The organism is Candidatus Methylobacter oryzae (genome assembly GCF_003994235.2).
Classification (GTDB): Bacteria; Pseudomonadota; Gammaproteobacteria; order Methylococcales; family Methylomonadaceae; genus Methylobacter_A; species Methylobacter_A oryzae.
This window is the reverse complement of the sequence record NZ_RYFG02000090.1, coordinates 1-25,395: the sequence shown is the minus strand read 5'-3', so window position 1 is coordinate 25,395 and position 25,395 is coordinate 1. Positions and strand designations below refer to the sequence as shown.

General features: G+C 53.2%; 24 protein-coding genes. 11 read left to right on the top strand and 13 right to left on the bottom strand.

Annotated elements, in window-relative coordinates; all coding sequences use genetic code 11:
• Window positions 1-53: 53 nt before the first annotated feature.
• From EKO24_RS10110 to EKO24_RS10070, 9 genes are all read left to right on the top strand, one after another.
• The gene (locus EKO24_RS10110; RefSeq protein WP_127030491.1) at window positions 54-404 is read left to right on the top strand and encodes an ArsR/SmtB family transcription factor; all 351 of its coding nucleotides are present in this window, start codon (window positions 54-56) and stop codon (window positions 402-404) included.
• A gap of 64 nt (window positions 405-468) precedes the next feature.
• Complete coding sequence (arsH, locus tag EKO24_RS10105) at window positions 469-1,191, top strand: arsenical resistance protein ArsH (RefSeq protein WP_127030492.1); 723 nt, start codon at window positions 469-471, stop codon at window positions 1,189-1,191.
• Between the two features lie 31 nt (window positions 1,192-1,222).
• Window positions 1,223-1,585 (top strand): arsenite efflux transporter metallochaperone ArsD, encoded by a 363-nt coding sequence (gene arsD, locus EKO24_RS10100; protein ID WP_127030493.1) that lies wholly within the window; start codon window positions 1,223-1,225, stop codon window positions 1,583-1,585.
• A gap of 16 nt (window positions 1,586-1,601) precedes the next feature.
• Window positions 1,602-3,386 (top strand): arsenical pump-driving ATPase, encoded by a 1,785-nt coding sequence (arsA, locus tag EKO24_RS10095; RefSeq protein ID WP_479680439.1) that lies wholly within the window; start codon window positions 1,602-1,604, stop codon window positions 3,384-3,386.
• Between the two features lie 92 nt (window positions 3,387-3,478).
• Window positions 3,479-7,150: an ATP-binding protein gene (locus EKO24_RS10090; RefSeq protein ID WP_127030494.1), complete on the top strand. Its 3,672-nt coding sequence runs from the start codon at window positions 3,479-3,481 to the stop codon at window positions 7,148-7,150.
• Window positions 7,143-7,775 carry a condensin complex protein MksE gene (locus EKO24_RS10085; protein WP_127030495.1) on the top strand — a complete coding sequence of 211 codons (633 nt, stop codon included), beginning with the start codon at window positions 7,143-7,145 and terminating at the stop codon, window positions 7,773-7,775. The genes EKO24_RS10090 and EKO24_RS10085 overlap by 8 nt, the downstream gene beginning before the upstream one ends.
• The gene (locus tag EKO24_RS10080; RefSeq protein WP_127030496.1) at window positions 7,772-9,001 is read left to right on the top strand and encodes a hypothetical protein; all 1,230 of its coding nucleotides are present in this window, start codon (window positions 7,772-7,774) and stop codon (window positions 8,999-9,001) included. The genes EKO24_RS10085 and EKO24_RS10080 overlap by 4 nt, the downstream gene beginning before the upstream one ends.
• A gap of 3 nt (window positions 9,002-9,004) precedes the next feature.
• Window positions 9,005-9,904 carry a DUF7281 domain-containing protein gene (locus tag EKO24_RS10075; protein WP_127030497.1) on the top strand — a complete coding sequence of 300 codons (900 nt, stop codon included), beginning with the start codon at window positions 9,005-9,007 and terminating at the stop codon, window positions 9,902-9,904.
• A gap of 241 nt (window positions 9,905-10,145) precedes the next feature.
• Window positions 10,146-10,493 (top strand): hypothetical protein, encoded by a 348-nt coding sequence (locus EKO24_RS10070; RefSeq protein WP_127030498.1) that lies wholly within the window; start codon window positions 10,146-10,148, stop codon window positions 10,491-10,493.
• A gap of 176 nt (window positions 10,494-10,669) precedes the next feature.
• Here EKO24_RS10070 and EKO24_RS10065 read toward each other — a convergent pair whose 3' ends face one another.
• From EKO24_RS10065 to EKO24_RS10010, 13 genes are all read right to left on the bottom strand, one after another.
• A complete protein-coding gene (locus tag EKO24_RS10065) occupies window positions 10,670-12,163 on the bottom strand; it encodes a DEAD/DEAH box helicase (protein ID WP_127030499.1) in 1,494 nt (497 codons plus the stop codon).
• Window position 12,164: 1 nt separating this feature from the next.
• On the bottom strand, window positions 12,165-12,917 hold the full coding sequence (locus tag EKO24_RS10060) for a hypothetical protein (protein WP_127030500.1): 753 nt from the start codon (window positions 12,915-12,917) through the stop codon (window positions 12,165-12,167).
• Window positions 12,918-13,179: 262 nt separating this feature from the next.
• The gene (locus EKO24_RS10055; protein ID WP_127030501.1) at window positions 13,180-13,695 is read right to left on the bottom strand and encodes a GNAT family N-acetyltransferase; all 516 of its coding nucleotides are present in this window, start codon (window positions 13,693-13,695) and stop codon (window positions 13,180-13,182) included.
• A complete protein-coding gene (locus EKO24_RS10050; protein ID WP_127030502.1) occupies window positions 13,692-13,979 on the bottom strand; it encodes a type II toxin-antitoxin system TacA family antitoxin in 288 nt (95 codons plus the stop codon). The genes EKO24_RS10055 and EKO24_RS10050 overlap by 4 nt, the downstream gene beginning before the upstream one ends.
• A gap of 84 nt (window positions 13,980-14,063) precedes the next feature.
• On the bottom strand, window positions 14,064-15,254 hold the full coding sequence (locus EKO24_RS10045) for a DUF3322 domain-containing protein (RefSeq protein WP_127030503.1): 1,191 nt from the start codon (window positions 15,252-15,254) through the stop codon (window positions 14,064-14,066).
• Window positions 15,251-18,616, bottom strand: a complete 3,366-nt coding sequence (locus tag EKO24_RS10040; RefSeq protein WP_143733210.1) for an ATP-binding protein — start codon at window positions 18,614-18,616, stop codon at window positions 15,251-15,253. Before EKO24_RS10040 ends, EKO24_RS10045 begins: the two co-directional genes overlap by 4 nt.
• A complete protein-coding gene (locus tag EKO24_RS10035) occupies window positions 18,613-19,245 on the bottom strand; it encodes a DUF4194 domain-containing protein (protein ID WP_127030720.1) in 633 nt (210 codons plus the stop codon). The genes EKO24_RS10040 and EKO24_RS10035 overlap by 4 nt, the downstream gene beginning before the upstream one ends.
• Window positions 19,246-19,247: 2 nt before the next feature.
• Window positions 19,248-20,702: a DUF3375 domain-containing protein gene (locus tag EKO24_RS10030; protein WP_127030721.1), complete on the bottom strand. Its 1,455-nt coding sequence runs from the start codon at window positions 20,700-20,702 to the stop codon at window positions 19,248-19,250.
• A 1-nt stretch (window position 20,703) separates the two neighbouring features.
• A complete protein-coding gene (locus tag EKO24_RS10025) occupies window positions 20,704-21,054 on the bottom strand; it encodes a Rap1a/Tai family immunity protein (RefSeq protein ID WP_127030722.1) in 351 nt (116 codons plus the stop codon).
• Window positions 21,051-22,766 (bottom strand): SWIM zinc finger family protein, encoded by a 1,716-nt coding sequence (locus EKO24_RS10020; protein WP_206667254.1) that lies wholly within the window; start codon window positions 22,764-22,766, stop codon window positions 21,051-21,053. The genes EKO24_RS10025 and EKO24_RS10020 overlap by 4 nt, the downstream gene beginning before the upstream one ends.
• A 57-nt stretch (window positions 22,767-22,823) precedes the next feature.
• Window positions 22,824-23,018, bottom strand: a complete 195-nt coding sequence (locus EKO24_RS23615) for a DUF1016 N-terminal domain-containing protein (protein ID WP_206667253.1) — start codon at window positions 23,016-23,018, stop codon at window positions 22,824-22,826.
• A 187-nt stretch (window positions 23,019-23,205) separates the two neighbouring features.
• A complete protein-coding gene (locus EKO24_RS22370) occupies window positions 23,206-23,352 on the bottom strand; it encodes a hypothetical protein (protein ID WP_154671589.1) in 147 nt (48 codons plus the stop codon).
• A 21-nt stretch (window positions 23,353-23,373) separates the two neighbouring features.
• Complete coding sequence (locus tag EKO24_RS10010; protein ID WP_127030723.1) at window positions 23,374-23,628, bottom strand: hypothetical protein; 255 nt, start codon at window positions 23,626-23,628, stop codon at window positions 23,374-23,376.
• 999 nt (window positions 23,629-24,627) lie between these two features.
• Between EKO24_RS10010 and EKO24_RS10005 the strand changes: the two genes are divergently transcribed.
• Window positions 24,628-24,903, top strand: coding sequence for a CopG family ribbon-helix-helix protein (locus tag EKO24_RS10005; RefSeq protein WP_127030724.1), 276 nt, complete (start codon window positions 24,628-24,630; stop codon window positions 24,901-24,903).
• Window positions 24,891-25,181, top strand: a complete 291-nt coding sequence (locus tag EKO24_RS10000) for a type II toxin-antitoxin system RelE/ParE family toxin (protein ID WP_127030725.1) — start codon at window positions 24,891-24,893, stop codon at window positions 25,179-25,181. Before EKO24_RS10005 ends, EKO24_RS10000 begins: the two co-directional genes overlap by 13 nt.
• The last annotated feature ends 214 nt before the right edge of the window (window positions 25,182-25,395 follow it).

Here is a 25,395-nt window from a genome sequence, read left to right as displayed (position 1 = left end):
CTGGGTTTGAAATTATCGTTTCAATACTTCAAACTTTGTTGTAGCATTGAAAAATGGATAAAAATACTGCAACCTCAATTTTTGAATCGCTCTCATCCGGCGTCCGTCTGGATATTTACAGGCTGCTTGTAAAAGCCGGACCGTTCGGTTTGGTAGCGGGCGAAATCGCAACGGCGCTGGAACTGCCGCCAACCAATTTGTCGTTTCATTTAAAGGCGATGACCCACGCCGCACTGCTGAGCGTAACCCAGGAAGGCCGCTTTCAACGCTACCGCGCCAACCTGCCGTTGATGCAGGATTTGATTGTTTACCTGACCGAGGAGTGCTGCTCCGGCCATTGCTTTTCCGAAGCGCCGGAACCCGGCTGCTGCGGCACTGAAACGGATAGCGATCAAATACCATGAATGTCTTTTTTCTTTGTACCGGCAAATCCGCCCCCCTGTTACCTTGAACTTTAAGAGGCCAAACGTGTCCGACTTATTGAATGACTTACCCAACATCGAGCGCGGCCTGTTCCGCGTCCCGGACCTGCCCCAGTTGCGGCCGGCGGCGCCTGCCACGCACGCTCCGCGCTTCCTGCTGTTGTACGGCTCACTGCGCGAACGCTCATTTAGCCGCTTGCTGGCTGAAGAAGCCGCCCGGCTGCTTCGGGCCATGGGCGGCGAAGTGCGGATCTTCAACCCCAGCGGCCTGCCGCTGCCTGACGATGCGCCCGAGACGCATCCCAAGGTCGCCGAATTGCGGGAACTGACCCAATGGGCCGAAGGCATGATGTGGTGTTCACCGGAACGTCACGGCGCCATGACCGGCATCATGAAGACCCAGATCGACTGGATTCCGCTGTCGATTGGCGCCATCCGCCCCACCCAGGGAAAGACGCTGGCGCTGATGCAGGTGTGCGGCGGCTCGCAGTCCTTCAATGCGGTCAATCAAATGCGCGTGCTGGGCCGCTGGATGCGCATGCTGACCATCCCGAACCAGTCGTCCGTCGCCAAAGCCTTTATGGAATTCGACGATAATAACCGGATGAAACCCTCGGCTTATTACGACCGGGTTGTGGACGTAATCGAGGAATTGTTCAAGTTCACGCTGCTGACACGGGACGTGGCGCCTTATCTGGTTGACCGTTACAGCGAACGGAAGGAAAGCGCCGAAGAACTGTCCCGGCGCGTTAATCAAGCGGCTATCTAATTGTTATTGACTGTGTTTAATGGAGGCTCCTATGAAAATCATCCAAGTATTCGATCCGGCGTTGTGTTGCAGCACCGGCGTCTGCGGCGTTGATGTCGACCAGCAATTAGTCGACTTTTCCGCCGATGTCGATTGGGCCAAACAACAAGGCGCACAAATAGAGCGCTTCAATCTGGCCCAGCAACCGATGGCTTTTGCTGAGCGCGCGGTCGTAAAAAGCTTCCTTGAGCGCTCCGGCGCCGAGGCTTTACCGCTGATCCTGGTCGACGGCGAAGTGGCGTTGGCCGGCCGCTATCCTAGCCGTGCCGAACTGTCGCGCTGGGCCGGGATCGTCAAACCGGCGATTGAAATCAAACCTGCAGGCGGTTGCTGCGGCGGCAGCAGTTGCTGTTAAAAAATAGCAGAGAGCCATGGCTGCTATGAAATTTCTCGACCAAGCCCCGCGCTTCCTGTTTTTTACCGGCAAGGGCGGCGTCGGCAAGACTTCGATAGCCTGCGCGACCGCAATTCAACTCGCGGATGCCGGCCGGCAAGTGCTGCTGGTCAGTACCGATCCGGCTTCCAATGTCGGGCAGGTGTTCGGCACCGCCATCGGCAACCGAATCACCGCGATTGCCGCCGTGTCGAATCTTGCCGCGCTGGAAATCGATCCCCAGGCTGCCGCCCAAGCCTACCGCGACCGTATCGTCGGCCCGGTGCGCGGCATGCTGCCGGAAACGGTCGTGGCCGGCATCGAAGAACAACTGTCCGGCGCCTGCACGACCGAGATCGCGGCGTTCGATGAATTTACCGCGCTGCTGACCGACTCGGCATTAACCTCCGATTACGACCATATCGTGTTCGATACCGCGCCGACCGGGCATACGATTCGGCTGTTGCAACTGCCCGGCGCCTGGAGCGGCTTTCTCGAAACCGGCAAGGGCGATGCCTCTTGTCTCGGTCCTCTGGCCGGTTTGGAAAAACAGCGAGCCCAGTACAAAGCGGCGGTCGAGGCCTTAGCCGATACGCAACGCACGCGCTTGATGCTGGTGGCCCGCGCGCAACAGGCGACTTTGCGGGAAGTCGCTCATACTCACAAAGAACTGGCCTCGATTGGGCTGTCGCAGCAATACCTGATCGTCAACGGCATCCTTCCAGATAGCGAAGCAGAAAACGACCCGTTGGCCGCCGCGATCCACGAGCGCGAACAAGCCGCCCTGAATGCGGTCCCGGCGGTTTTGCAGCAACTCCCTTGCGATTATGTGCCGCTTAAACCCTTTAATCTGGTCGGCCTCCCCGCCTTACGGCAATTACTAAGCGCTACGCCGGCGCAAGCCCAAGCTTCTATCGATCCGGCAGTTGAACTCGATGAACCCGGCTTGCCGGAATTGATTGACGGCATTGCAAAGAATGGGCACGGCTTAGTGATGCTAATGGGCAAAGGCGGCGTCGGCAAAACTACGCTGGCTGCCGCGATCGCCGTCGAACTGGCCCGTCGCGGCTTGCTGGTGCACCTGACCACCTCGGACCCGGCCGCTCATTTGAGCGAAACCTTGAACGGAACAATCGGCAGCCTGAACGTAAGCCGGATCGATCCGCATACGGAAACCGAGCGCTACCGGCAGCATATTTTAGAGACCAAAGGTGCCAAGCTGGACGCCCAGGGCCGGGCCCTGCTGGAAGAAGACCTGCGTTCGCCGTGCACCGAGGAAATTGCGGTATTCCAGGCTTTCTCGCAGGTCATCCGCGAGGCAGGCAAGAAATTTGTAGTGATGGACACAGCGCCAACCGGCCACACCTTGCTGCTGCTCGATGCAACCGGCGCCTATCATCGCGAGATCAACCGCCAGATGGGAAGCTCCGGCTTGCACTACACGACGCCGTTGATGCGCTTGCAAGATCCCGAGCTGACCAAAGTGCTGATCGTCACGCTGGCGGAGACTACGCCGGTTCTGGAAGCGGCCAATCTCCAAGCCGACCTAAACCGTGCCGGCATAAAACCTTGGGCGTGGATTATCAATAACAGTATCGCGGCGACTTCAGTCACTTCGCCTTTGCTGCGCCAACGAGCCATGAATGAGCTTCGCGAAATCAACGCGGTCGCCAATCAGCATGCCCGGCGTTATGCGGTGGTTCCGCTGCTTCGGCACGAGCCGGTAGGCGTCGAACGCCTGCTCGCGTTAACCGGCGAGAATAGCAGGCATAGCGAAAGCTAATTGGAGTGCAAGCTCTGCTTGCATAGCCCGCACTCCGGCATTGAAACAAAAGTTGAAAACGTATATTCAGCTTTATACATTTAAGGAAATTAATGCCTAACCAATATCAACTAAAAAAAATCATCCTGATCGACAGCTTTTGGCCGGGCAAAACGGTTTTGCTTAAACTGGAAGGCCACACCAACTTGAGCGGCACCAATGGCGCCGGCAAGACCACTTTTTTACGCTTGATGCAATTATTCTGGGGCGAGCGCCCCAGCAATATCGTCGGCGGCAGCGGCAGTAAAAAAGGCTTTCTGGATTATTACCTGCCGCGCGCCAGCAGTTACCTGGTTTACGAATACCAACGTATCAATGAACAGGTGTGCCACGTCATGGTGCAAAGCGACGGCCGTGCGGCCAAATACAAATTCATCGACGCGCCGTACCGACAAGATTATTACATCAATGAAAACGGCTACCCGCGCGATGCACACAGTGTCGAGCGCCTGTACCGTCCGACGGCGGAAGTCTCCAAGTTCGTCGCGGTCGACGACTATTGCAGCGTCATCCAATGCCATCAACTGAGCGGCGGCAAAAAAGACCTTCGTCTGTTGCAAAGCCGCTACGCGATGGCCTCCACGCCGATCAATCACATCGAGAAAGTCATCGGCTCGGTGATCGAGAAAATCGGCGATTTCGACGTGATTAAACAAATGCTGATCGACATCTCGCGCGGCAAGCTCAGTCAGGCATTCTTCCAAAACGAAGACGAGCAACAGCCTTTCCAACTAAACAAACAACACATCGACGCCTGGCTGGCCGACCTGAACGCGTCCAGGGAAATCGAAGCCAAGCTCGGCGATTTCGACCGTTTGCTGCAAACCGTAGCGGAATTGAAGCAAACCTTGAAGTCTTTGTCGCATCTGCATTTTCTGGCGCAAGGCCAATACAAACATTGCGAGCAGGAAGCCAAAGCGCTGGACAACAGCATCAAACAGTTAAGCGGCCAGCGCGACCAACTGCACCAAGCTCACAAGCAACAACTGGAGCCTAAAGACGATGAGTTGATCGAAGCCAACAGCCGCCTGAAAGACTTAAGCCACCAGATCGGCATGCTGGAAGCGAAAAAACTGGATTTTGAAGAGCAAGGCGCCGAAAGCTTTACGCTGAAAGCCGCCAAAGCCGAGCAATACGCTAAAGAACGGCAAGACATCCAGGCCGAGCTGGAAGCGCTGGAGCACAAAGCCCAGGAAATCAAACGCTTCTACGAAAAACAAGCAAGCGAATTGCAGCACCGGCACGAAAAACAAATCCAGCTCTACCAACAGCAGCGTTCCGACGCGCAACTGCGGCAAAGCCAGCACTTACGGGAAGCGGATGCCGAATTCCAGCAGCGCAAGGAGCGTTTGTTTCAGGATAAAGAAGCGCGCCTGCATCCTGTCAAAGAGCAACGCGGGCAATTTTCGACCGAGTTCCAAATCAAACAAAATCAACAGAAAAATCCGCCGGTTCCGGCCGCGTTGGCCGAACAACAGCAGAAAAACCGGGACGCGTTGGAAGCGGCCGGCCAAGCCACCAAGCAGGCTTATCAAATCCAGGCCAAAGCGCAAAACGATTACCAACAGACACTGAGCCATTTCCAGCAAACCGAACAAGAGCTTAAGGACAAAAAAATCGAACTGAAACGCAGCCGCGAGCTTCATGCCGACTGCCAGAAACGCCTGCGCCCGGAGCCCGGTTCGCTGCAATATTTCCTGGAACAGGAAGCCGAAGGCTGGCAACAGAACATAGGCCGGGTCATCGCGCCGGAATTGCTGGACCATAGCGGCCTGAATCCGCACTGGAGCGGCCAGCCGGGCAGCGACTTTTACGGACTTAGCATCAACCTGGAGGTTTTGGCCGATCGCAGCTATTTGACGGCCGACAAGGCGCAGTTGGAACAACAGGAAAAAGCCCTGTTCGAGCAGGTGACTAAACTCGGCAAGGAATGCGACGGGCTCGAATCCGGCTTGCATGCCGCCAATAAACTGCGCGAGCAAGCCAAATCGGCATTTGACGCCGCGCAACAGCGCGTGAAGCAGGCCGAGAGCCAGGAAGAAACCTTGCGCAACGAAGCCAATGCGCTGGCCGACCAGGTCAAAGCCGAAACCGAAAAAGCCCGGCAGCAACTGGAACAGGAAATTAACCGCTTGTCCGCCGAAATCAAAACCTGCGACCAAGCCCTGGCCGGCATCGAAGCCGAACACAAGCAGGCGCTGGAAGCCTTGCAGGACGAGCATCTGGCTCGCAAAGGCATCATCGAATCCGACTGTAAAAACCTGCTGGAGACGATAGCCGAGCACATCGAAACCGATAGCGTGCAGTTCAAGCAGGAGCAACAGCGCATCGAGCAACAACTGAAAAGCGATTTAAAAGCCAGCGGCAGCGACGATACCGTCGTTACATTGAGCGCCAAACTGAAGGAAGCCGAGCGCCGCGAAAAAGAAGCGCGAAGTTTCCAACGCAAAGCCGAAGAGTACCAAGACTGGCTGCAAAACCGCTGGCAACAACATCCTGAACTGTGCCGGCAGCGCGACGACTGCCAGCGCCGAATCCGGCAGTTGCAGGACGAAATCGAGCGGCTGAAACAGGATTATCAACGGCAACGGGCGCAGTTGAATCAACAAATCGGCATCCAGGAAGAGCAACTAAAGAAAAACAACAGCCTGTTGGCGCAACTGGAGCAATGTACCGATCAATTGCGGGGCTGCGCGCCGATCCGCGCGGAGGACCAGCCCGAATACGCGCCCGGCACGCTGCCGCGGCTAACGCAGGATACCCTGAAAGCGCGCAAGCGCCAGGAGCGCGACATTCAAAGCGGCAAGCAAGCCTTGGTGCAACTGTTCAACAAACACCAGCGCAGCCAATTGGCCGAAGCCTGGTCGGAAGCGGTCAATGCGGCCGCCCACGGCAGCGAACTTCCACAAGCCGAAATGCTGAGCATCGAACAACCTTTGCTGAACGTGCTGCAAATGGTCGGACATGTCAAACAGGCCACCGCTCAGCAGATCGAATTGCATGCGTCCAGCGTCAACAACTTCTACCAGCACTTGCATAACTTCGAGAACGCGATCAGACATACCGGCAGCGAGTTGTCGAAATACGTCAGCGAGGAACGCTATTTCGCCGCGCTCGGCGAAATCACCGTCAACGTGCGCTCTAAAATGAGCGACCTGGAATATTGGCAGGCATTAAAGAAATTCGGCGACCATTACGGCCAATACCGCGACAACGCCGACTTGATCGGCCATAACGACGTTCCGGACGCGCTGGTGCAAGCCATGGGCGAGTTGACCGCATTGCTGCCGGCAACCGGCGTCAAAATCAAACATTTGGCGCTGTTCGATATTGAATTCAGCATTTCCGAAAACGGCCAACTCAAGCACGCCCGCAATGCCAAGGAGCTGAAGGACGTCAGTTCCACCGGCCTGTCTTACCTGGCCTTGATCACATTCTTTACCGGCGTTACGTCGATGTTGCGCAAGCAAAGCCCGACAGTAGTCTGCTGGCCGATCGACGAACTGGGCGACCTAGCGCCGGAAAACATCGAAGCGATGATGCAACTGCTGGCCAAACAGAATATCCAAATTTTGTCCGCGACGCCGACTGCGGACCGTCACGTGCTGGGTCTGTTCAAGCGCCGCTATTTGATAAACCAGCAAAAACTGCACGAAGTGGAATTGCCGCAAAGCAAGTTGGATCAACTGCTGAACACCTTAGCCAAGGAGACCGCCGATGTTTAAGCAAGTCGTGGAAGCGTTACTGAACGGTCAATTCATCTGCCCGACCGCGTTCCCGGATGCGTTCGAGTATTTATCGCACGCAACCAATGCCGACAAGATCAATACCTTCCTGAAGCCGCTGGACCGGGAATTGCTGAATCTGGACGGCGAACTGTTTTACGCCGCTTACACCGTGGTCGACGACAGCAATCGCGCCGCGATCCGGGACGCGTTTTCCGAAGTGCGCTCGCAATTGCGGCCGGTCGTCGAATGGATGGATATGGTCATGACCGCGTTGGGCCAGGACATGCCGATCCGCGCCCGCGACGAAATCCGCCTGCATCAATTGCTGCAAGCGATAGAGCATGAACCATCGCTGTCGGAACAATTGAACCGGCTGACGCAGTTGACGCTGTTCAAGACCAACAGGCCCGGCTTGAACGAGCAATTAGCCTGGGTGCTGCAAAAACTGGAACAAGCAGGTTACCTGGTCCGGCCCAATCCCCAGGCCTCGGTTTATATCGCGACCGGTAAAATCAACTACCTGCACGGCCTGATCGCCTTTTTGAACGATGCCGAAAGCCTGGATTTGGACCAGCACGCCGCCGGCAATAACGACGGCGAGCAGCAGGAACTGTTCTTATGAGTTTCGACCATGACCAAATTGCCGGCCTGATCCGCAAGCTGGCCGGCGCCGATCAATTGTTGGCGCAAACCTATATCAACGGCAGCGTATTCGCCGGCGACGATAACCGCGCTGCCATCGACGGCCTGAAAAAATCCGGCCTGTTGCGCACCGCCGACGCCAGCGACGAATATCGCTTAACTTCCGACCTGAAACGGCTGATCGACCGCATGCTGCTGCGCAACCAGCGCTATCAGCAAAACCTGAACATGGCCAAGTTGATCGCCAGCGTCGAGGAAGGTATCGACGACTACCGCCGAGCCTTGGAACAAAACCAACAAGACGAGGCCCAATACCATCTGGAGCAAATCGACGACACACTGTACGAAGCGGTCGAAGCCTTGGAAAACAGCCTCGGCGTGATGTTTGCCGCGATTACCAGCCAGTTCGGCTTCGTCAGTTCGTTGAACGGCAAAATCAGGCAGAATCAACGGGCGCTGGCCTATGCCCAACAACTGGTGCAGGAACTGAACCACGTCCGCATTGACGAGTGCTACGACTGGCTGAGCTGGACCGCGATACCGCCGGAGCTGAGCCGCAAGATCATCCGGTTTATCGATCAATATAAAAGCATCGTCGAACGCCTGACCGGCATCGTCGGCCGCATGAAGGCCCTGTTGTTCAAATTAAGGCAGCAGGAGCAAACCGCCAACCGCTGCCGGGCGATGGCCCAGTTCTTGAGGCAACATCCTGAATGGTCGCCGCTGGACTGGAGCGCCGAAGCCGCCGTTCCCGATTTGTTGCGGCGAGGAACAGGGCTGAAGCTTGAGCCCTGCATTAACATGGCCAGCCCTGCGTTGCAGGCCGAGCTGACCGCGATCGTCCAGGAACTGCGCCGTCAACCCAAACCGGTCGCACCGCTGGCCAGGGACCACTCAACATCGCCTGTGGACACGCAGCCTCCGGGGCAAATCGAATACCAACGCGACCTTTACGAAAGCCATATCGAAAACCTGTTTGCGCATGCGCTGGAACAGCAAGGCCGCAAGGTTTCGGCCCTGCACTACTGGGGCGAACAAGGCCTGGAGGTTAAAGCCGAACTATGGCTGGACATGGTGTTCGCGCAATACTGCTGCCTGCCGCAGCGCATGCGCCGCGCGCTTGCATTGAATATGCAAGGCGAGAAACTGGAAGGCTTCGACGGCAATCAAATCATTGAGGAAATTTTGTTGCAACGGGTGGCCTGAGAAATGGATCAGCGAAAGATGTATCAATGGATCAGCGCATTGGTCAGGGACAAACCGGATCAAGACAGTAAACGCCGAACCAGTCCGCTTAGCCAAGAGGTGATGACGCGTTATGGTTGCGGCTATGTCAGCAAAAATAATGCGATCTTCAGTGCCGAACACAAACGCCGCCTGCGTCAGCAGGTCATCGATGAACTGGGCCTAGATCCTTACATGATCGAGCAATTGCCGGACGACCGCCTGGAAATGGCGAAATACCATCACAACGAAAAACTGGCGGCCAAGACGGCCGGCAACGATCATCTTTTGCTGAACAGTGCCGACGGCGTGCTGCGCATCAACGGCCTGGAAATGCAGCTGTATCCGGAAAGCATAAGTTCCGCCGGCCTGATGTGCCTGAATTCCGGCATCCGCTCGGTCGAACACGATACCGTCGTTATCGTCGAAAACCTGGCTATCATGTCGTTATGCCACGACTGGCAAATTCCGGCCATCGATAATCATAGCTTATGGGTCTATCGCGGCGACTATAAAACCGGTGCCACGGCCGGGACTTGCTGCGACTTTATCAAACGCTTCGGCGACGGCAAGACGGTCGTCGTTTTTAGCGACATGGACCCGAAAGGACTGGAAATTGCCCTGACCTTCCCTTTTGCGAAATTCTGGCTGGGTCCCTGCGAGGCTTCCCGGCGGCAGTTGCTTAACACCCGCTATGCAAATCCCGACGGTTATGACGAGCAATCCGCAGCCGTCAGCTATCTGCTTCGGCAATCGGACTCGAATTTATTATCCGAGCCGTTTAAAGACCTTATTTCAGTGATACGCGATCAGCACAGCTCGTTCCGGCAAGAACAGACTTATAGTCATGATGTGCCGTTGGAACTGGTTTCGATCTGGGCATGAATACCAGCGTTAAATAGACGCCATTGCCCGCTCTTCGTTCCCACGCGCCGACAATTCCGTACTGGGCGTTGGGAGAGAAACAGACCTTCTAGGTTTTACGACTGCCATGGATGGTGGAAGTGCTGGGAGCCGCCGGGAGCGGCTCCAGTAAAAACCTGGAAGGTCTAACTCGCGCAACGCGTGGGCACGAAATAATATCAACAAGTGGTGTGGATACTTATGACCAGGAGAAGACTCAAACATGTTGTCGCCAACTGAGCTGGATGCTACTGCAACAGTTTTCATCGGACTGGCGTGGGTATTTTTTGTTGCAGGCGGCTTTATCTGCGTGCTTAATTTCAAGCTGTTTCTTGACTGGGTCGTCTATCGAATGAAGAAACTTCCCGAAGAATCTTACAAATACATATCGCCCATCCCGATTTTAGGATCGCTGTTCGTAGCCCTGACGCTTGGAACGCTAGCATCGATTCAGGCGACCAAGATAATCGGAGCGGTTTTAATTGCCATGGATATGGGTGGAATTCACTGGATGGTTTTGGGTATTTGCTATCAAATGTTGCGCTCGGCGTATAGGCGAATCAGGAAGTGAAGTTGTTCATGGAACTCGGGTAATGATATAGACGTATCTCGTCAAGGTTGGCGAATAATCGGCTCCCAGATCTTGTTGGCGGATTCGCCGTTAGGCAATCCGTCACAATAGCGAACGTCTGTCATCGGTGTTGTACGTGTGTGGCGGTTTGCTACGCGAAACCACCTTACAGAGTTTTACATCCAAATGGCTTGCCCTACTACGTTGCGTAAACGTTGTATCCACTTATCTCCAATACCTTCTAATGATTTCAATTGTTCGTCACTTGCGTCCGCTAATTTCCCAATCGTATCAAAATTCGCCTCTTTTAAGGTTTCAAATTTACCATCTGTAAGTCCGTAAGGATAAGCTTTAGATTTTTTTAGTTGCTCTATACCTGAATTCAAAATAGCGGGCTCCTTTTCTTTGGGCAGCTCAGGTAATTGCATTTTTAACGTGTTGCTATTTCGGTGTATTTCTGATGTTTCATTTTTTTGTTTCCATGCATCAAATAAATCTATAGAAAGACGAGCCCCTGAGGTTTTTTCTAGCAAATTACACAGATTTAAAATGTATCGTGAGCCTCTTCCTCCTGATTTCATTGCCCGAGAAACTTCTCTTCTCGAAATAAAACCCGTGTATTCAAGAATTTCAAATAACTTTGCATATTCTTGTACTAAGTCTCTATGAATTAATACAGAGGTTACAACATCAGTTGCTTTTTTGTTATCAGTAACATAAGCAAATAACTTTTCCGCTAACTCTCTGCTTGGTTCTATTAAGGATTCATAAATACCTAATTTTGGTGATAGCTCCTCAAGTAAAGGCCAATAATAATCAGAAGCTAGAAATAGTAAACATTGCGTTAATTGTGATAATTCAATTTTGTTATTGTCTTCCGTTAATTTATTACATGCAAAAACTAAAGCTCGCATATTCCCAGCAACTGTTCTTCCTAGAAACCACGCTAGCGCATTATCTTTTTGCAGGATTGACGAGGTATTTTCTAATAATTGAGGATAACGAGCTTTAATTACATCCTCGAAGAAAATACTGAAATCAGGCATCCTCTCATCTCTTGCAATATCTATAACTGTGGCATCATTATAGACATCAAATCTAGTGCCAAATTTTGTGACACCTGGATAGATAGCTGCCTTACAAGCAACAGTACTGCTTGAAAGTGTTCTAAAAATATCGAAAAATTCGGCTAATGAAGTTTCACGACCTATATGTGCCGCATCATCAAAAAACAATATAATTCGCTTTTTTAATGTACTGCTTAATTTAACTAATGCTTGCTGAACTTCTCCTACATCGGGATTTACAGATAAATCAAATCGTTCTAAACGCTGTTTCTCTATTTCTTGTGTAATTGATTGCAACAAAAGACGGCAAAATATTTCCTCATAATCTTTTCCTTGACTACGCAATAAAGGTAAATGTCTTAAACTCAGGTAAACACTAAAAATAGTACTATACGAAGCTTTAATTTGATTATGAGCCTTTATAAGTAAAGCACTTTTACCGCTCCCTCGCCCACCTCGAATTAAAACAGGGCCATGCGCAATTAAACTTCGAATTATTTTCTCCTCGTATTTTGAAAAAACATGAATTTCATCAAAATGATCAGGGCTACAATCCTCTGCCGCTAAAATAAATCTATATTGTTCTGTTTGATCTTCAGCCATTTTAAGACATATCTCTTTGTTCAATATCAGTTAAAAATTCAAGAAGTTTTTCTTTATTTATTAATGCAGCAGACGTAGGAATATAATGGCTTATCAAAGCTAATCTAGTAACCAATATAACTGTTCGTTGCAATAAATTTTGTACTGTGATTGCATCGTAAGCTACTGCATGAGGAATAATAAACTCTTGGTGGATTCCTTTAGATAAAGAAGAATAAAGTTCTTCAGCCTCTTTTCTTAAACTTTGACAAATACCTTCTGGTGGGATGCTTGCCAAATCTCTTAAATAAGTATGGCTTTCGTCTACTGTATCATCTAACAGACGTTTAAAAGCTGGTATCCAATATATATCCCACATATAGTCAGATAATAATGGACTCGTTAAATTCTTATCTTCTACTTTATTCCATAGCTGATCTTTTGGTACTGTATTTTTAGGTAAAATATCTCCCTTCCATTCAATTGATATTTTATGACGAATACCTAAATCAAAAGTAGGTTGTTCTTGATAACGCTTTAAAAGCAGCAAGCGGTAAGGCGTTATTCTTCCAATTAATGCTATACAAGATGCTTCCAACAAAGCTCTTCCACAATAAGCCCCTAACGTAACAATATCTTCTGATTCTTCTCGCTGCAAAAAATCAAAACATCTTGTTGAAAAATCATCTATCGTAGAAGCGAGAAGATCAAGAACTTCAGATAATTCACCTAAATCTCTATAGTCTCCACATAAAAGCTCACTAAGTTTGCTCATATTCTTTAGCAACTTCCATTCTATTTAAATAAGATTACTGGTCATTTTTATAGCTGTTCATCCTCGAACGGCGATTTGTTAGCGCAAAATCGCCGTTCGAGGTACGGTTACTACGCTTAACCTCTTTTAGTCAATACACGTCTGCTATTGCTCATCAAACAAACGTTTTCTGGACAAGTTAAGAAAATCAGCCGCTATTACGTGTCGCAAATGACGCTATATAAATATGCCATAGTTCACCAAGAACACGACATTTACTTTGCTAACTACCAGCCTCAGCCAAAATTGCCCGAATTGTTTCCATCGTCATAAACAAAGTCATCGGTTGTAAAGGCGATTCCACGAAACCTCGTGAAAGGTAGAACTGCTTGGCTTGGTCGGAAAGCGCATGAACCAATAGCGCAAAAACACCGGCATTACCGGCGACATTGACTGCCCGTAGCATCGCATCGCGCAGCAGCGCCTGCCCGATTCCCTGATTGTGGTAACGCTTATCGACGGCAAGCCGTCCCAGCAGCAAGACCGGCAACGGGTTGGGCATGTTGCGCCGCATCGTCTTGGGTGCGGCCTCGTGGCTGATCGCTCCGGCCGATAGGCTGTAGTAAGCAATAACATCCGCGCCTACGCATAACACAAAGCAGCGGGAAGCGCCGGAGGCATGATTCTTAAACGCGCGCTTTTTGAGCCACTCGTTCAGGGACGGTTCGCCGCTATCAAAATCGGCCAACACATGGTCAGCCTTAATCGGCGCGGGCGGCGTGAAATCAAGCGCGCTCATTTCTCCCAGGGCACTTTGGTTTTGAGCAAACGGCGTAGCTTGTCTGTCGGCGGCAATGGCTGATCGAGCAGTGCCTGAAATTTAGCAAAGGTGCCTTCATCGACGGTAAAGAATGCTTGGTCGAGCAGCACGTCTTCCGCTTCACGGCAGGCGGCTTCAAGCATGAAATCCGAGCGGCTGCGGCCCAGGCGATTTGCGGCTTGGTCGATCAGATCGCGCTGTTTGGCCTTGGCGCGGATGTTGATGGAAACGGAAGCTGCTTCTTTGGTTTGTACATTTGGCATGGCTATACTCCTTTGTATATAGCCTGAGAATACATTGTTGTACAACTTGTAACAAGTAACTCTGCTAATAACAGGAAATGCTTTTTAACGTTTTCCAGCAAGTTGCGCCAATGCGCTTTCAATCCAGCTAAACCCGATCATTTCTTGTTCCAGGCGAAGATTCTTGCGGATGCGATTATCGCGCAGGTCGTTGAATAAATCCCGTTCGTCCGCGGTCAGCAGCGGCAAGTCGTGCAGCACTTGATTGTCCTCCGTCCCCCACAAGGGCTCGTGCGCCATCAGCGTGGCGCGATCCATCATGAACGATTCGACATGGGCGAATTTGCCGCGCAGTTGGTTCAAAATCGCGAAGCCGTGGGTGTCGATGTCGCCCCAGTAATAAACGACGCAATCGGCCAGCCACCGGGCCTCGGCAAGATTATCCCAACCGTAGCCTTTGCCGAAGATCACCAGGCTGTCCGCCAGGGGCGGGAATGCCAAGAAGTTGGTCTCGTTTTCGGTAATGAAAATCCGGCCGGCAAGCGCCGGAAGTTCGGCAAAGCTGTTGCTGTCCAAGGTAATGTCAGGCATGCCGATGCCGGCTATCGGCGATTTGGCCGGGTCCAATACCCGGAAACGTATGCGGGCCGGTTTGTCCAAAAAACCGTAGCGCGCGGCGAATTGGCCGGCCCCGGTCGCGCCGGGCTGTATGGAATCCGGCGGCAAGCTAAGGTCGAACAGTTCCGCCAATACGCCTTTATGCGCTTCGATGAATTTGCTGTGCACGCCCGGCACGTCGACTTGCCGCAAATAAACGCCCGGACGCGGATGCCGCTGCATCCACTCGACGATATCGAGCAGTAAATGCCAACGCTCGCCCAGTTCCAGTGCTTTCAGCGGCCGCTTGGCCAGCCAGCTCAGCAACGCAGGCTGCCGTTGTCCGGTCAAGTCGAGCAGAGCGCGAAAACGGGCGGCTTCGTTGCGCTTGCCGAGCATGGCCAGCGCATCGTCCAAGCTATCGATCCAGGCCTCGGCGGGAATCGAGTTGAAGCCGACGACGCGGTGGGCAAACGAGCGCAATTCGATCCGGCAATAAGGCGCGGCCATGATGTCTTTCGCCCACAAGCGCACGGCTTCGTAGCGGTCGGCGATCTCGGACGAAGTCGGGCCTTTCAGCGTCAACCGCTTCGGGAAGCCGCTATCCGCATCCTGCATCCGCGCCAGCAGCTCGCCCCGATCCCAACATTTTTGCAGCTGGGCGCGCAAATCGGCCGGGCGGGTCCAGGCCGGTTTCATGCGTTTTGCCTGCGCGCGTTTTCCTCGCGGTATTCCTCGATCGATAAATTGCGCAGTTGCGACGCACGGCCCTGGTCGTTATAGACGAAGCCGACGCTGGAAACATGCGGTTCTATGATGTGGATTTTTTGCAGCGGCGTGACGATCAACAGTTGCAGGTTCAGCTTCTCGAACAAGCGCAAACCGTATTGCGCCGACTCGTCCGAACCCCGGCCGAACGCTTCGTCGATGACGACGAAACGGAACGAACGCGAACGCAACGCGCCCCATTCCAAGCCGAACTGGTAGGCCAGACTCGCGGCCAGGATGGTGTAGGCCAGTTTCTCTTTTTGCCCGCCGGATTTGCCGCCGGAATCGGAATAATGTTCATGCTCGGTGTCGTCGGCGCGCCAACGTTCGCTGGCGGCAAACACGAACCAGTTGCGGACGTCGGTCACTTTCGCGGTCCAGCGCTTGTCTTCCTCCGAACGCCCGTCCCGGCCGCGGAAGCGGTCGATGATGTTTTTCACTTCGAGGAATTTGGTTTCGGAATATTGCGCGTCCTCGGAGCCGGTCAGCGAACTTTCGGTACAGGTTCTGAGGTCGCGCTGGAAATCGCGAATGTCCGCATCGGGGCTGGCCTGGGAGACGAGCACGATGTAACGCCCCTGGTTGTAGTCGATCTGGGTCAGCGATTCGTTGATGCGCTCGATCCGCTCCTTGATAGTCTCGCGTTCGCGCGCCAATTGCGCGCTGAAGTTGGCGATTTCGTTGATGGTATTGACGTTTAAGAGTTCCTTGAAGCGGGCTTCGAAACGCGGCAAGTCGTCGCGTCCGAGCTTGTCGAGCAGGTTTTGATATTCGAAAGCCGCTTCGATGTTAGCGTCGAATTCGGCGGTTTCAAGTTTGTATTGCTCCTTGAACGCCATCATCGCCTGGATGATTTTATCGCTCAGCCGCTTCAGTTTGCGATCCTCGCCGTCTATTTTGTCCTGCAACCATTTGCGCGTTTCCTGCTCGCGGTTGTCGCAGGATTCAACGCTGAGTTGGTGATCGCCCAACGCTTGGCCGCGTATCTCGTCCAGCCTGCCGAGCAACGCCGAAATGTCGCCGGCCGCTTGCAGCGCGGTCTGTTGCTTCAAGCTATCGGCATCCTGTTGCTTTTGTTCGGTCTTAGAGCGTTTGTCCTTGGCGGTCTCAAGTCCCATTTCGGTCGCCGCTAATTCGTTCTGCGCCTGTTTCAGTCGCTCGGTCAGTTGGCGCAACAAATCCGACGCCGATTCCAGACTTCGCAGCTCTTCGCTTAGCCGGGCAATGTCGGTAGCGGCCGACGGCCAATCCAGGTCTTCGTAATTGCCGAATTCTTCCAGCCGCGTTAACGCTTCCAAGCGCGTTGCCAAGGCTTGCCGCTGCGCCTGGAGTTTGCCGATTAGGCTTCCTGTCTCGGCCATCTTACTTTCCAACTGCCGGGCCTGTGCTTCCAACGCGGCAATTTTGGCGGTATTGGTCCAGCCGAGCACATAGCGGCTACGATCGTCGAGCCGGTGGCGATCATCCTTTTCATGGCGTCCGCTCGGGTCCTTGATTTGGCCGGCCATGGTAATGGCCCGGGTTTCCCGCCGGAATTGCTCTTGCGTTATGCAGCAAGCCACGTCGAAACGATACGCCAATTCGCGCTCCAGCCAATCGTAGAATGGCGAGTCGGGCTTAATCGAGAGCTTCCGCACCAGAGAATCGCGATGCAAATCGGGCAAGTCGCCGCGCCGGTTCGGGCGGACATGGAAATAAACCAGGCGTCCTTTCAAGTGATTGCGCTCCACCCAATCGACGACGGCCGCGTAATGAGCATCCGGCACCAACAGCGACAGACCGAAACCGCGCAGCAAGCGTTCGGCCGCGCCTTCCCAGTCGCGCTCTTGTTCGTGGACTTGCAGCAACTCGCCGGCAAACGGCATTGCGTCCTCGGACAAATCCAGCGCCTGGCACAAGGCCGCGCGAATCCTGATCTGCGGTTCGTCGATATTGCTGCGCCGCGTTTTCAGGCCGGCAATTTCGGCGTTCAAGGCTTGATGTTGTTCGCGGCAATTGCGAAACGCAAAATCGTGCTCGCGCTCCCGGTTTTCGACATCGGCCGCGCTTTGTTTAAGTTCTGCAACCAACGCCAACCATCGTTTGCGTTGCGTCAAAAACGCCGGCTCGTCTTCCGCCGGACTTTCGCCGACTTTTTTCACCAGTTCGGCATAACGGTCGAAGCGTTGTTTACGCCGGTCGCGGATTTGCTCTTTCTGTTTGATTTCGGCATGCAGGCGTTCCAACCGGTCGCCGCCGTTTTCGGCCACGGCGGATTTCAATTCGTCGATCCCGATACGCTGCTCGTCGCGGCGGTTTTCCAGGCGCTTGACCTGGCTGTCCTGTTTTTCCCAGTCGTCTTTTAACAACGTGATGCGCTTGTTGAGCAACGCCAGTTTCAAGCCGGCAAAATAGCTGCGCAAGGCTTCCCGCGATTGCCTCAGCTCATCGATGTCTTGCGCCAGGCCGGCATGATGCTGGCAATCGGCGATCAACGGCGTCAGCAATTCCACTTGCCGCTTGGCTTTCAAGACCGCTTCGTGAGCGCGGTTAAGATCGTCGAAATGCGTGATCAACGCGCCGATGCGGGAGCTGACGTCGAAAGGCTCCAGCATGTGACTGCGCACGAAGTCGGTTAAATTGCCGACCGATTTCATCGACACGGTTTGATGGAACAGTTCCAGGGCTTGTTCGTTGTCGATGCCGAAACGGCGCCTGAACCAAGCGCCGTACTTCGGGAAAGTGTCCTCGATTTCTGCGCCGATGCCGCGCAATTTTTTCCGCAATTGCCCAATGTCGGAACCGAAGCGGGAGAAGTCGCCGGCGATGGACAACTCGCGCTCGATGCCGACAAAGAAGCGCGCCGGCTGGCTTTGCGCGTCCTTGAGCCAAAACACTTGCGCCAGGGTGACGGTCTGGTCGTAACCGGCGTTATGGAACACGCCCAAAATCACCGAATAACTGTTCGGGTCGCGTAGCGGCACCGGTTTGGCGGTACCGGTTATTTCGTTGCGTTCGGACTTATAATGGCCGAGCACGTAAGAGCGCAACGACCGCTCCTTGCTGTCGGCGCCGGCGGCCTTGTTATAAGCCACCCGATTGGCCGGCACCAGCAGCGTCGTTACCGCATCGACCAAGGTCGATTTGCCGGAACCGATGTCGCCGGTCAACAGGCCGTTTTTGCCGTCGAGCTGCAAGGTCCAAACGCGACCGTCGAAAGTTCCCCAGTTAAACACTTCCAGACGCTTCAGCCGGAAACCGGACAAGGCGTCGTCGGCGACAAAGTCCAATTCGAGCGTGTACGGCTCGTTCATAAAGTTTCTCCCTCTACACTGTCCTTGCCGGCCAGTTGCTGTTGATAAACCGCCAATCGGGCATCGAAATCCGCGAGCCATTGCGCATCGACAAAGGCTTTTAAAATGCGCCTGACTTCATAGCCGGCCGGCCCGCTAGCCGTTTTCAGCCGGCGCAAAAACCCAAGATCGACCACTTTATTGATATGGGTTTCGATTTGGTCGATCAGCCGGGCTTCATTGCTGCTGTCCGGCAAAAACACCCGGACCAGTTCGACAATTTCGTCGCGCGACAAGACCAGGCGAGTATCGCCTCCGCCGGCGTCGAATTCGGCCAGTTTCTTGCGCAGCAGCACCAGCACTAAACTGACCGGAAACGATAACGGCCGGCGCGCGATCAAACGCGGCAATTTATCGGTTTCGGTTTCGCCGTCCTCCGCTTTGGCTTGCAGGAAGGCATAGCCTTCGGCTTCATCCAGCACCAAAGCCAAGCCGAGCACGGCCATGTAGTCGCGCACCTGGGCTTGCAGATTCAGCAAGGCCAGCCACAGGCGTTCGTCGGCCTCGCGGTAGATAACGCCCTTGAGCAAAGTAATGGCCAGCGCGGACAGCCCTGTACTGTTGTCCGTCGTGGACTGTTGTTGATCCATCGTTACCTCACGAAAATGACCCGCGGCAGGCGGGCGCGTTTGCTACGAACGGCGCCGTCCGCAGCGATGCTTGTCCAAGCGATCGACTCGGAAGTGTCTTCGTCGACCACGGTTTTGAATGTTTCGCTGCCCAATTGCAGGTAAGCGACCAGCTCGGCCAGACCCTGGCGCAAAGGCTGCATTTCGGTCAAGTCGCGCAACGTAACTTGCGTTTTGTCCTGCAACGCATGGCGGATGTGCCGGATCAATTGCGCTTTGTCGATGACGACCTGCGAGTACAGCGCGTCGATGTCGACGTCGGCATCGCCGGTTTCGAGTTCGATGTTCGCAATCACCGGCTTGACGGTCGGCGCATGGAGCGGGCGCTCCATCGGCAATTCCGGTGCGGCGGCGGTATCGGCAATAGCCGCTATATCGCCGGCCGGCGGCGTGTCGCGCAAGGCCAAGGCCTTGGCTTCGATATGATGCAGAATGTCCATGATGCGGCGATTCTCCAGCCAGGCTTGGTCGTCCAGAAATCGCCTGAGCTGCTGCGACAACTGGGCTATCGTGCGTTGCGTATGTTCTCCGGCTTCCAGCCAATCGTAATGGATGCGCCGCGTCCGAGCGTCGGGCTTTAACTGTTCGATCGGCGCCAGCGACAAGACTTGCGCGAGCAGTTCGGTCAGTTCTTCCTGGCGCCGGCTGGACATCAAAAAATCCCAGAATGCCCTAAAGCTCCTGCCCTGATCGGAATCGGCTATCGCATCGCGCTCGCCCATGATTTCTTCCAGCAGCGCGCCCTTGGAACCTTCCCACAACGCGATACGTTCGCGCACCCGCCGGTCCAGCAGCCGGAAATTATGTTCCACTTCGCGAAAGTCACTCAACAGCTCCCGCGCCAGTTGCATGAATTGCTGGAAACGGTCTTTTAACGCGGTATCGTCCAGCATCGCTACGTCGCCCGCCAGCACTCTGATGATCTCGGCATCGATGTCGTCGCGGCGTTTGTGCAACTCGGCGATGCGCTTGGCCGGATCGGCTTCGCTGCCTTCGCTGATCTGTTTGAGCAGTTCGAACAAAGTCAACAGGCGCGACTCGGTGCCGACAAAACTGCGCTCGGCCAACGTACCGAGCCAGGCAATCGCTTTTTCGGTTGACGGCGTTAAGTCGAATTGCGGCTCGTCGGCGCCGTGTTGATAAAATTTGCGCAGCCAGCCTTTATCGGGGTTAGCCCAATCGTTCAGGTAATCCGCCGCCGGCTTTGGAAATACGTCCTGCCCCAGCCTTTCCCGTAAAGCATAAAGCTCGTCTTCCAAGGCTTCGGCCAGGTCGGCCGCTGCAATGACCCGTTTGTTAGGCGCGACAAACGTTCTATGCAAAAAGCTGGCAACCAGTGGCGCATGATCCGAACGTAAAAGGCGCCATGCCGGATGGTGGTTGCGCAGGGCATCCAAAGTAGAGTAATCGATGGTCATGTTACGGCTTGCAAGGCCACTCTTGTGCAAGCGCCGCCTTAACCAACGCTTCGCCGCTAGAATCCAACGATTGCGGATGCTCGTTTAAATACTTAGTCACAACGTTTGCGGCTTGGTCTGACGATATGTTTTGCGGACAAAACAGGCCCGAGCCGATATTGGAATCGATAACGCCCATGATGTAATACACATACGCCCCAGCATCGTATAAGTCGGCATCGTCTATATCGCCGCTCTTATAAGCCCTGGACTTGCCTTGCAGCTTATGCCCATCGATAAAAGCGTTGAAACCGGCGTTTGCCGACATGGGTATCAGCATTGCGGCTATCAGGATTAGCTTTACGGCTTTCATGTTTGCACTCTATATATTTTGTTCATAAAAAATTTTATGCTTGGATTATTACGTAGCGATAACCACGCCATCCAGAAGCTTGATGAAATTCCGCTTGGGCTTGAAACGGGCTCGTAGCTCGGCCAAGTAATCGCCGAACTCGCTATGACGCCATTTATGATCGTTCCAACCTTATTGATCAACTTTATTGCCTCGGCATAAGCCGTATTATTGGTTTGATCGACGATGGCCGGAATCACGCGCCTATAAAGGATCAAAGCGTCGTTCGGACGCGTCCGCCCCAGTTTACCGGCCAATATAATCAGTAAGTCCTGTTTGCAGCTGCCGGCATGTATAGCCTCCCAGGCAGCATCAAAATCATTCTCCCATAGAGCGATTTCAAGCCGCAAAGAATAATAGGGTATCGAAGACTTCGGTTTCCAGAAAGTCGTAAAAGCGGCCTGGGCGGCAATGACTTCATCGACTTTCGCCAAAGCGCGCTTGCGCTGTTCGGGCCATATCCCGAGTTGTTCAGCTACGGCATGCAGTTTTTTATAATGCGCCAGCGACGCCGATTCTTCGAACTGAACCCAAGTCAACGCTAAAGCTTCATCGTCGCGCTTCAGTTTCAGGTAAGCCGCGACCAAAAAATCGCGCAAGCGGTTGTCCGACCGTTCAGGAAAAGCTCGCAACCCTCGCTCCGCCCAATCCAGCGCCTTATCCTGCTGTCCGGCCTTGCCCCATATTTCGGCAATAATCAAGTAATGATACGGCAACGACAAATCGCGCGACTTGATTGCCACCAATTCCTCCACGTCGCCGCTGGCCCTGGCCAGGGACTCCATGACGGAGGTAATACGATACCGACGCGCGTCGTAACCACTATCGTCCTGCCGCGGTTTAACCGTGGCCCACTCGGCTTCGGCCAACTCCCGGTAGCGGCGCAGGCCTTTGTCACCGAGAATATCTTGGTAAGTATTAGCATCGAAACTGCAAATCCCGAAAGCCGACGTCATCTCCAAGCGAAACAGGCGTTCCGCCAGTGCGATAGGCTCGGGTCTCGCCAACTCACAGGCGCGAAGATGCAAATCGCCTAAATTTTCCACGATAGCGCCGACTTCGCCGTCCGAATCATCAATCATTTCCAAAGATTTTTCCAAGCGTTGAATGGCGAATTCGGTTAGCTCGACCAACATCCCGGCGCTATCCGGCGTCAGCAGTTCCTCCATGGATTCGACGACCTGCTCGAGATTATCGGTAAAATTGCCGAACCCACCCCATTCCATAAAATCGGTCACGCTCGTTGCCTGTTCTATCGACTTACGGAAAACTTTGACGACGTCAGTTCCTCCGGCCGCGCGCTCGGCCTTTAGCAATAAGGATCGATACAAGCGGTCGTCGCGTTCGGCGGTGTCCAGCAACAGCGCTATCAATACTTCCGGCGCTTGCGTCGTCAAATAATCGCGAATATCGCGCCACGGATCGCGGCGTTGTTTTTTAGCGGCGACAGCAGCGCCGGATTCCGTCTGTCCGGCAAGCCAAGCTAAGCCGACCGCCACGCAATGCTTGCAGAAATAACCGTCGGCCGCGCGCGGGCAACTGCAATCGTAATCGAGGCCTCCCTTATCTTCCCGTAAACTAACCCGGTAAGTTTCCGTGCCTTCAACGCGAGCGCTGAGCTTGTTGCCGGTATCGCGAAGCGCTCCTACCGAACCTGCGGAAAAATAATCCATGCCGCGTTGAAAAGCCGCCGTACCGGCTAGGTTCTCAAGCGTTTTACGAGTGATCAGTTATCTAACATGGTCAATTCTCAAATTGTTATTCCGAAAGCTCTTTGCCGTTTCCGTTTGTACCACAAGCGGTGGCACAAATGCCAAGGTTGGATACTCACGGTAGAAGGCCAGCATGCGCTTGATGTTGCGCTCGGAAAAGCCTTTTTCTTCGGGCAGTTGATTGCGCAGGTCGTGTACCAGGCGGGGAATCACGCCAGTCCCCCAGCCTTCTTTCTGTTGCCGGCTCCCAATAGAGGCGGATCAACTCGGCATTCACCGCCAGCATTGTCCGTGTCTGGACATGCCGGAGCGTTGCTTGATGATCAACAAGCCGGCATACTGAATGGAAAAAGACGCGTCTGTGTTCATGTCAAAGTCATTCATATTTCAAACCCGCCAACTATTTTCTAATCTCAACTTTCCAATCCCGCAACTGATTGAATAAATTGTCCAAATTATCGTTAAAGGTTTCCATCTTCTCGGCAAATTGCTCAGGCGCAATATCGACATAGCCGATTTTAACGTCGAAATACTGGCCGGCGCTCAACGAATAGTTCTTACCCCCGATTTACTCGTAATCGACCACGACTGAAAAATCTTCCTCCTGCCGTTGGCCGTTGAATACGTCGATGATGCATTGTTTTTCTTGCCAAGTCAGCACGGTTTTCTGTTTTTTGCCGTCCTTGATTTTTTCGCCCAAATCCGAAGTATTGATCAGCACCATGTTACCTTGGTTGCCGGCATCGATAAACAGAATAGATATGTTAGATCTGTAGGCGGATTCGCTGTTAGGCAATCCGTCACAACAGCGAGCGTCTGTCATCGATGTTGTGCGTGTGGGGCGGTTTGCTGCGCGAAACCACCTTACAGCGTTAATCATAATGATGCCCTATGGATTAGGTTAAGGTTTTGTCGGCCGGTAAACTCAGTCTGATGGCTCATGGGCGTTCGATTGATGATTGAATAGTTACTTGGCTGTTCATTAACATCGGCAGGAGCCAATCGTGAAGTTCGATTAACTGCTGATTTTCGGAACTAGGTTGAAAAATCATTTTGTTGTAATTTAGCGTGATTGCATCATAGCATTTTAAAAGTGCATTGTCTGGATAGGCAAGCTTCAACGAATGAAGATTATGGGAGGAGGTCAATCCCGAAGACGGCTCTCACCAAATACTTTCGATTACGGACAATGCCGATGGAACAGTCAAACAGCACCTTTTGGGCACCTACTTCACTCTTTGCAGCGGCGGCAGGGCAATCGGCGAAGGTAAATTGCCCGCATGGGTTTGCTTGTCGGCTATTGCTTGTTTGTTGGGCATGGCAATCTCTTTAATGATATTAAATTGTTGATCCAGGCTAATAGATACATATCGCCATTACCGGAAGTATTGCCGCTGTCTGGCGGCCGGAACCGGTACCCGTTGCCCGTGCTCGGCGCCACAGCGCCGGACTGGTCGGAATGGCTTTACAAAGCAACGGGGCAGTATGTTAGACATCGCACCATCCTCATTACCTTCTGTTTGGTTGTTTGGCTTGCTGTTCGGGCTTTGGCTGTGAGATTGGCACCATGTCATCGCCGTCTTTTGCGCCGTCGGCGAGTATTGGGTAACCGGAGCGTTGGTGTTGGCCCGCGTGGGCTTTGCCGCAGTCACCCGCAACTTTGATGCTTTCGGCTACAGCCCGTTTTTCTGGGATTATGCCGATTATTATCACCCAGGCTGATCGATGGCCACGAGTGGAAACAGAACCGGTTCCGGTAGCTATGAATTTTTAACTGTGCTAAGGTCGCGAATATTACAACCTTTTATAAGAAACCAAAATTATGGCAAAAACGATTAACACGGGGATTAAACTCGATGAAACCCTGCATACACGCCTTAAAGCCCTAAGCACTATTAAAGCACGTAGCCCCCATTGGCTGATGAAAGCCGCCATTGAAGATTATGTGGCACGGGAAGAGATTTACGAACAGGAAAAACGCGAAGACCAGGAACGCTGGCAACGCTATAAGCTATCGGGTCAGGCTATTCCCAATGAAACGGTTAATAGCTGGCTGGAATCCTGGGGCAGTGACTGCGAATTACCATGCCCGAAGTAGTCTGGCTACCGGAAGCCCTGGAAGATGTCCAAAGGCTACGCCTGTTCTTAGCAGATAAAAATCCAACGGCCGCCGCCCGTGCCGGCCAGATTTTACAGGGCGGCGCAAAGCTGCTCGCCAGTTTTCCGGAAGCGGGTTACCCGATGAATGACGGCACCGATCGCCGCGAGTTGTTTCTGCCCTTTGGCGCAAGTAACTATGTGCTGCGTTACATCATTGATACTCAAGTAGTGGTGGTTCGGGTATGGCACGGGCGGGAAAATCGTAAAGAACATTAAAAGCAACAAACAGAAGGATAAAGCCAAAATGTCCGGCAACGCATTTTTAAGAAGCTGTCTGGTAAAACATTAAAGGCATTTTGCCAGGGTCATTTTTAACATTGCTAGCCCAGTGTACGCAAATCTATAGAACTGAATGAGATAAAAGCTCATCCAGAAAATGTTCCAGATCATGACTCATTAGATTTACATCTGATTCCACCATGTCCAACAT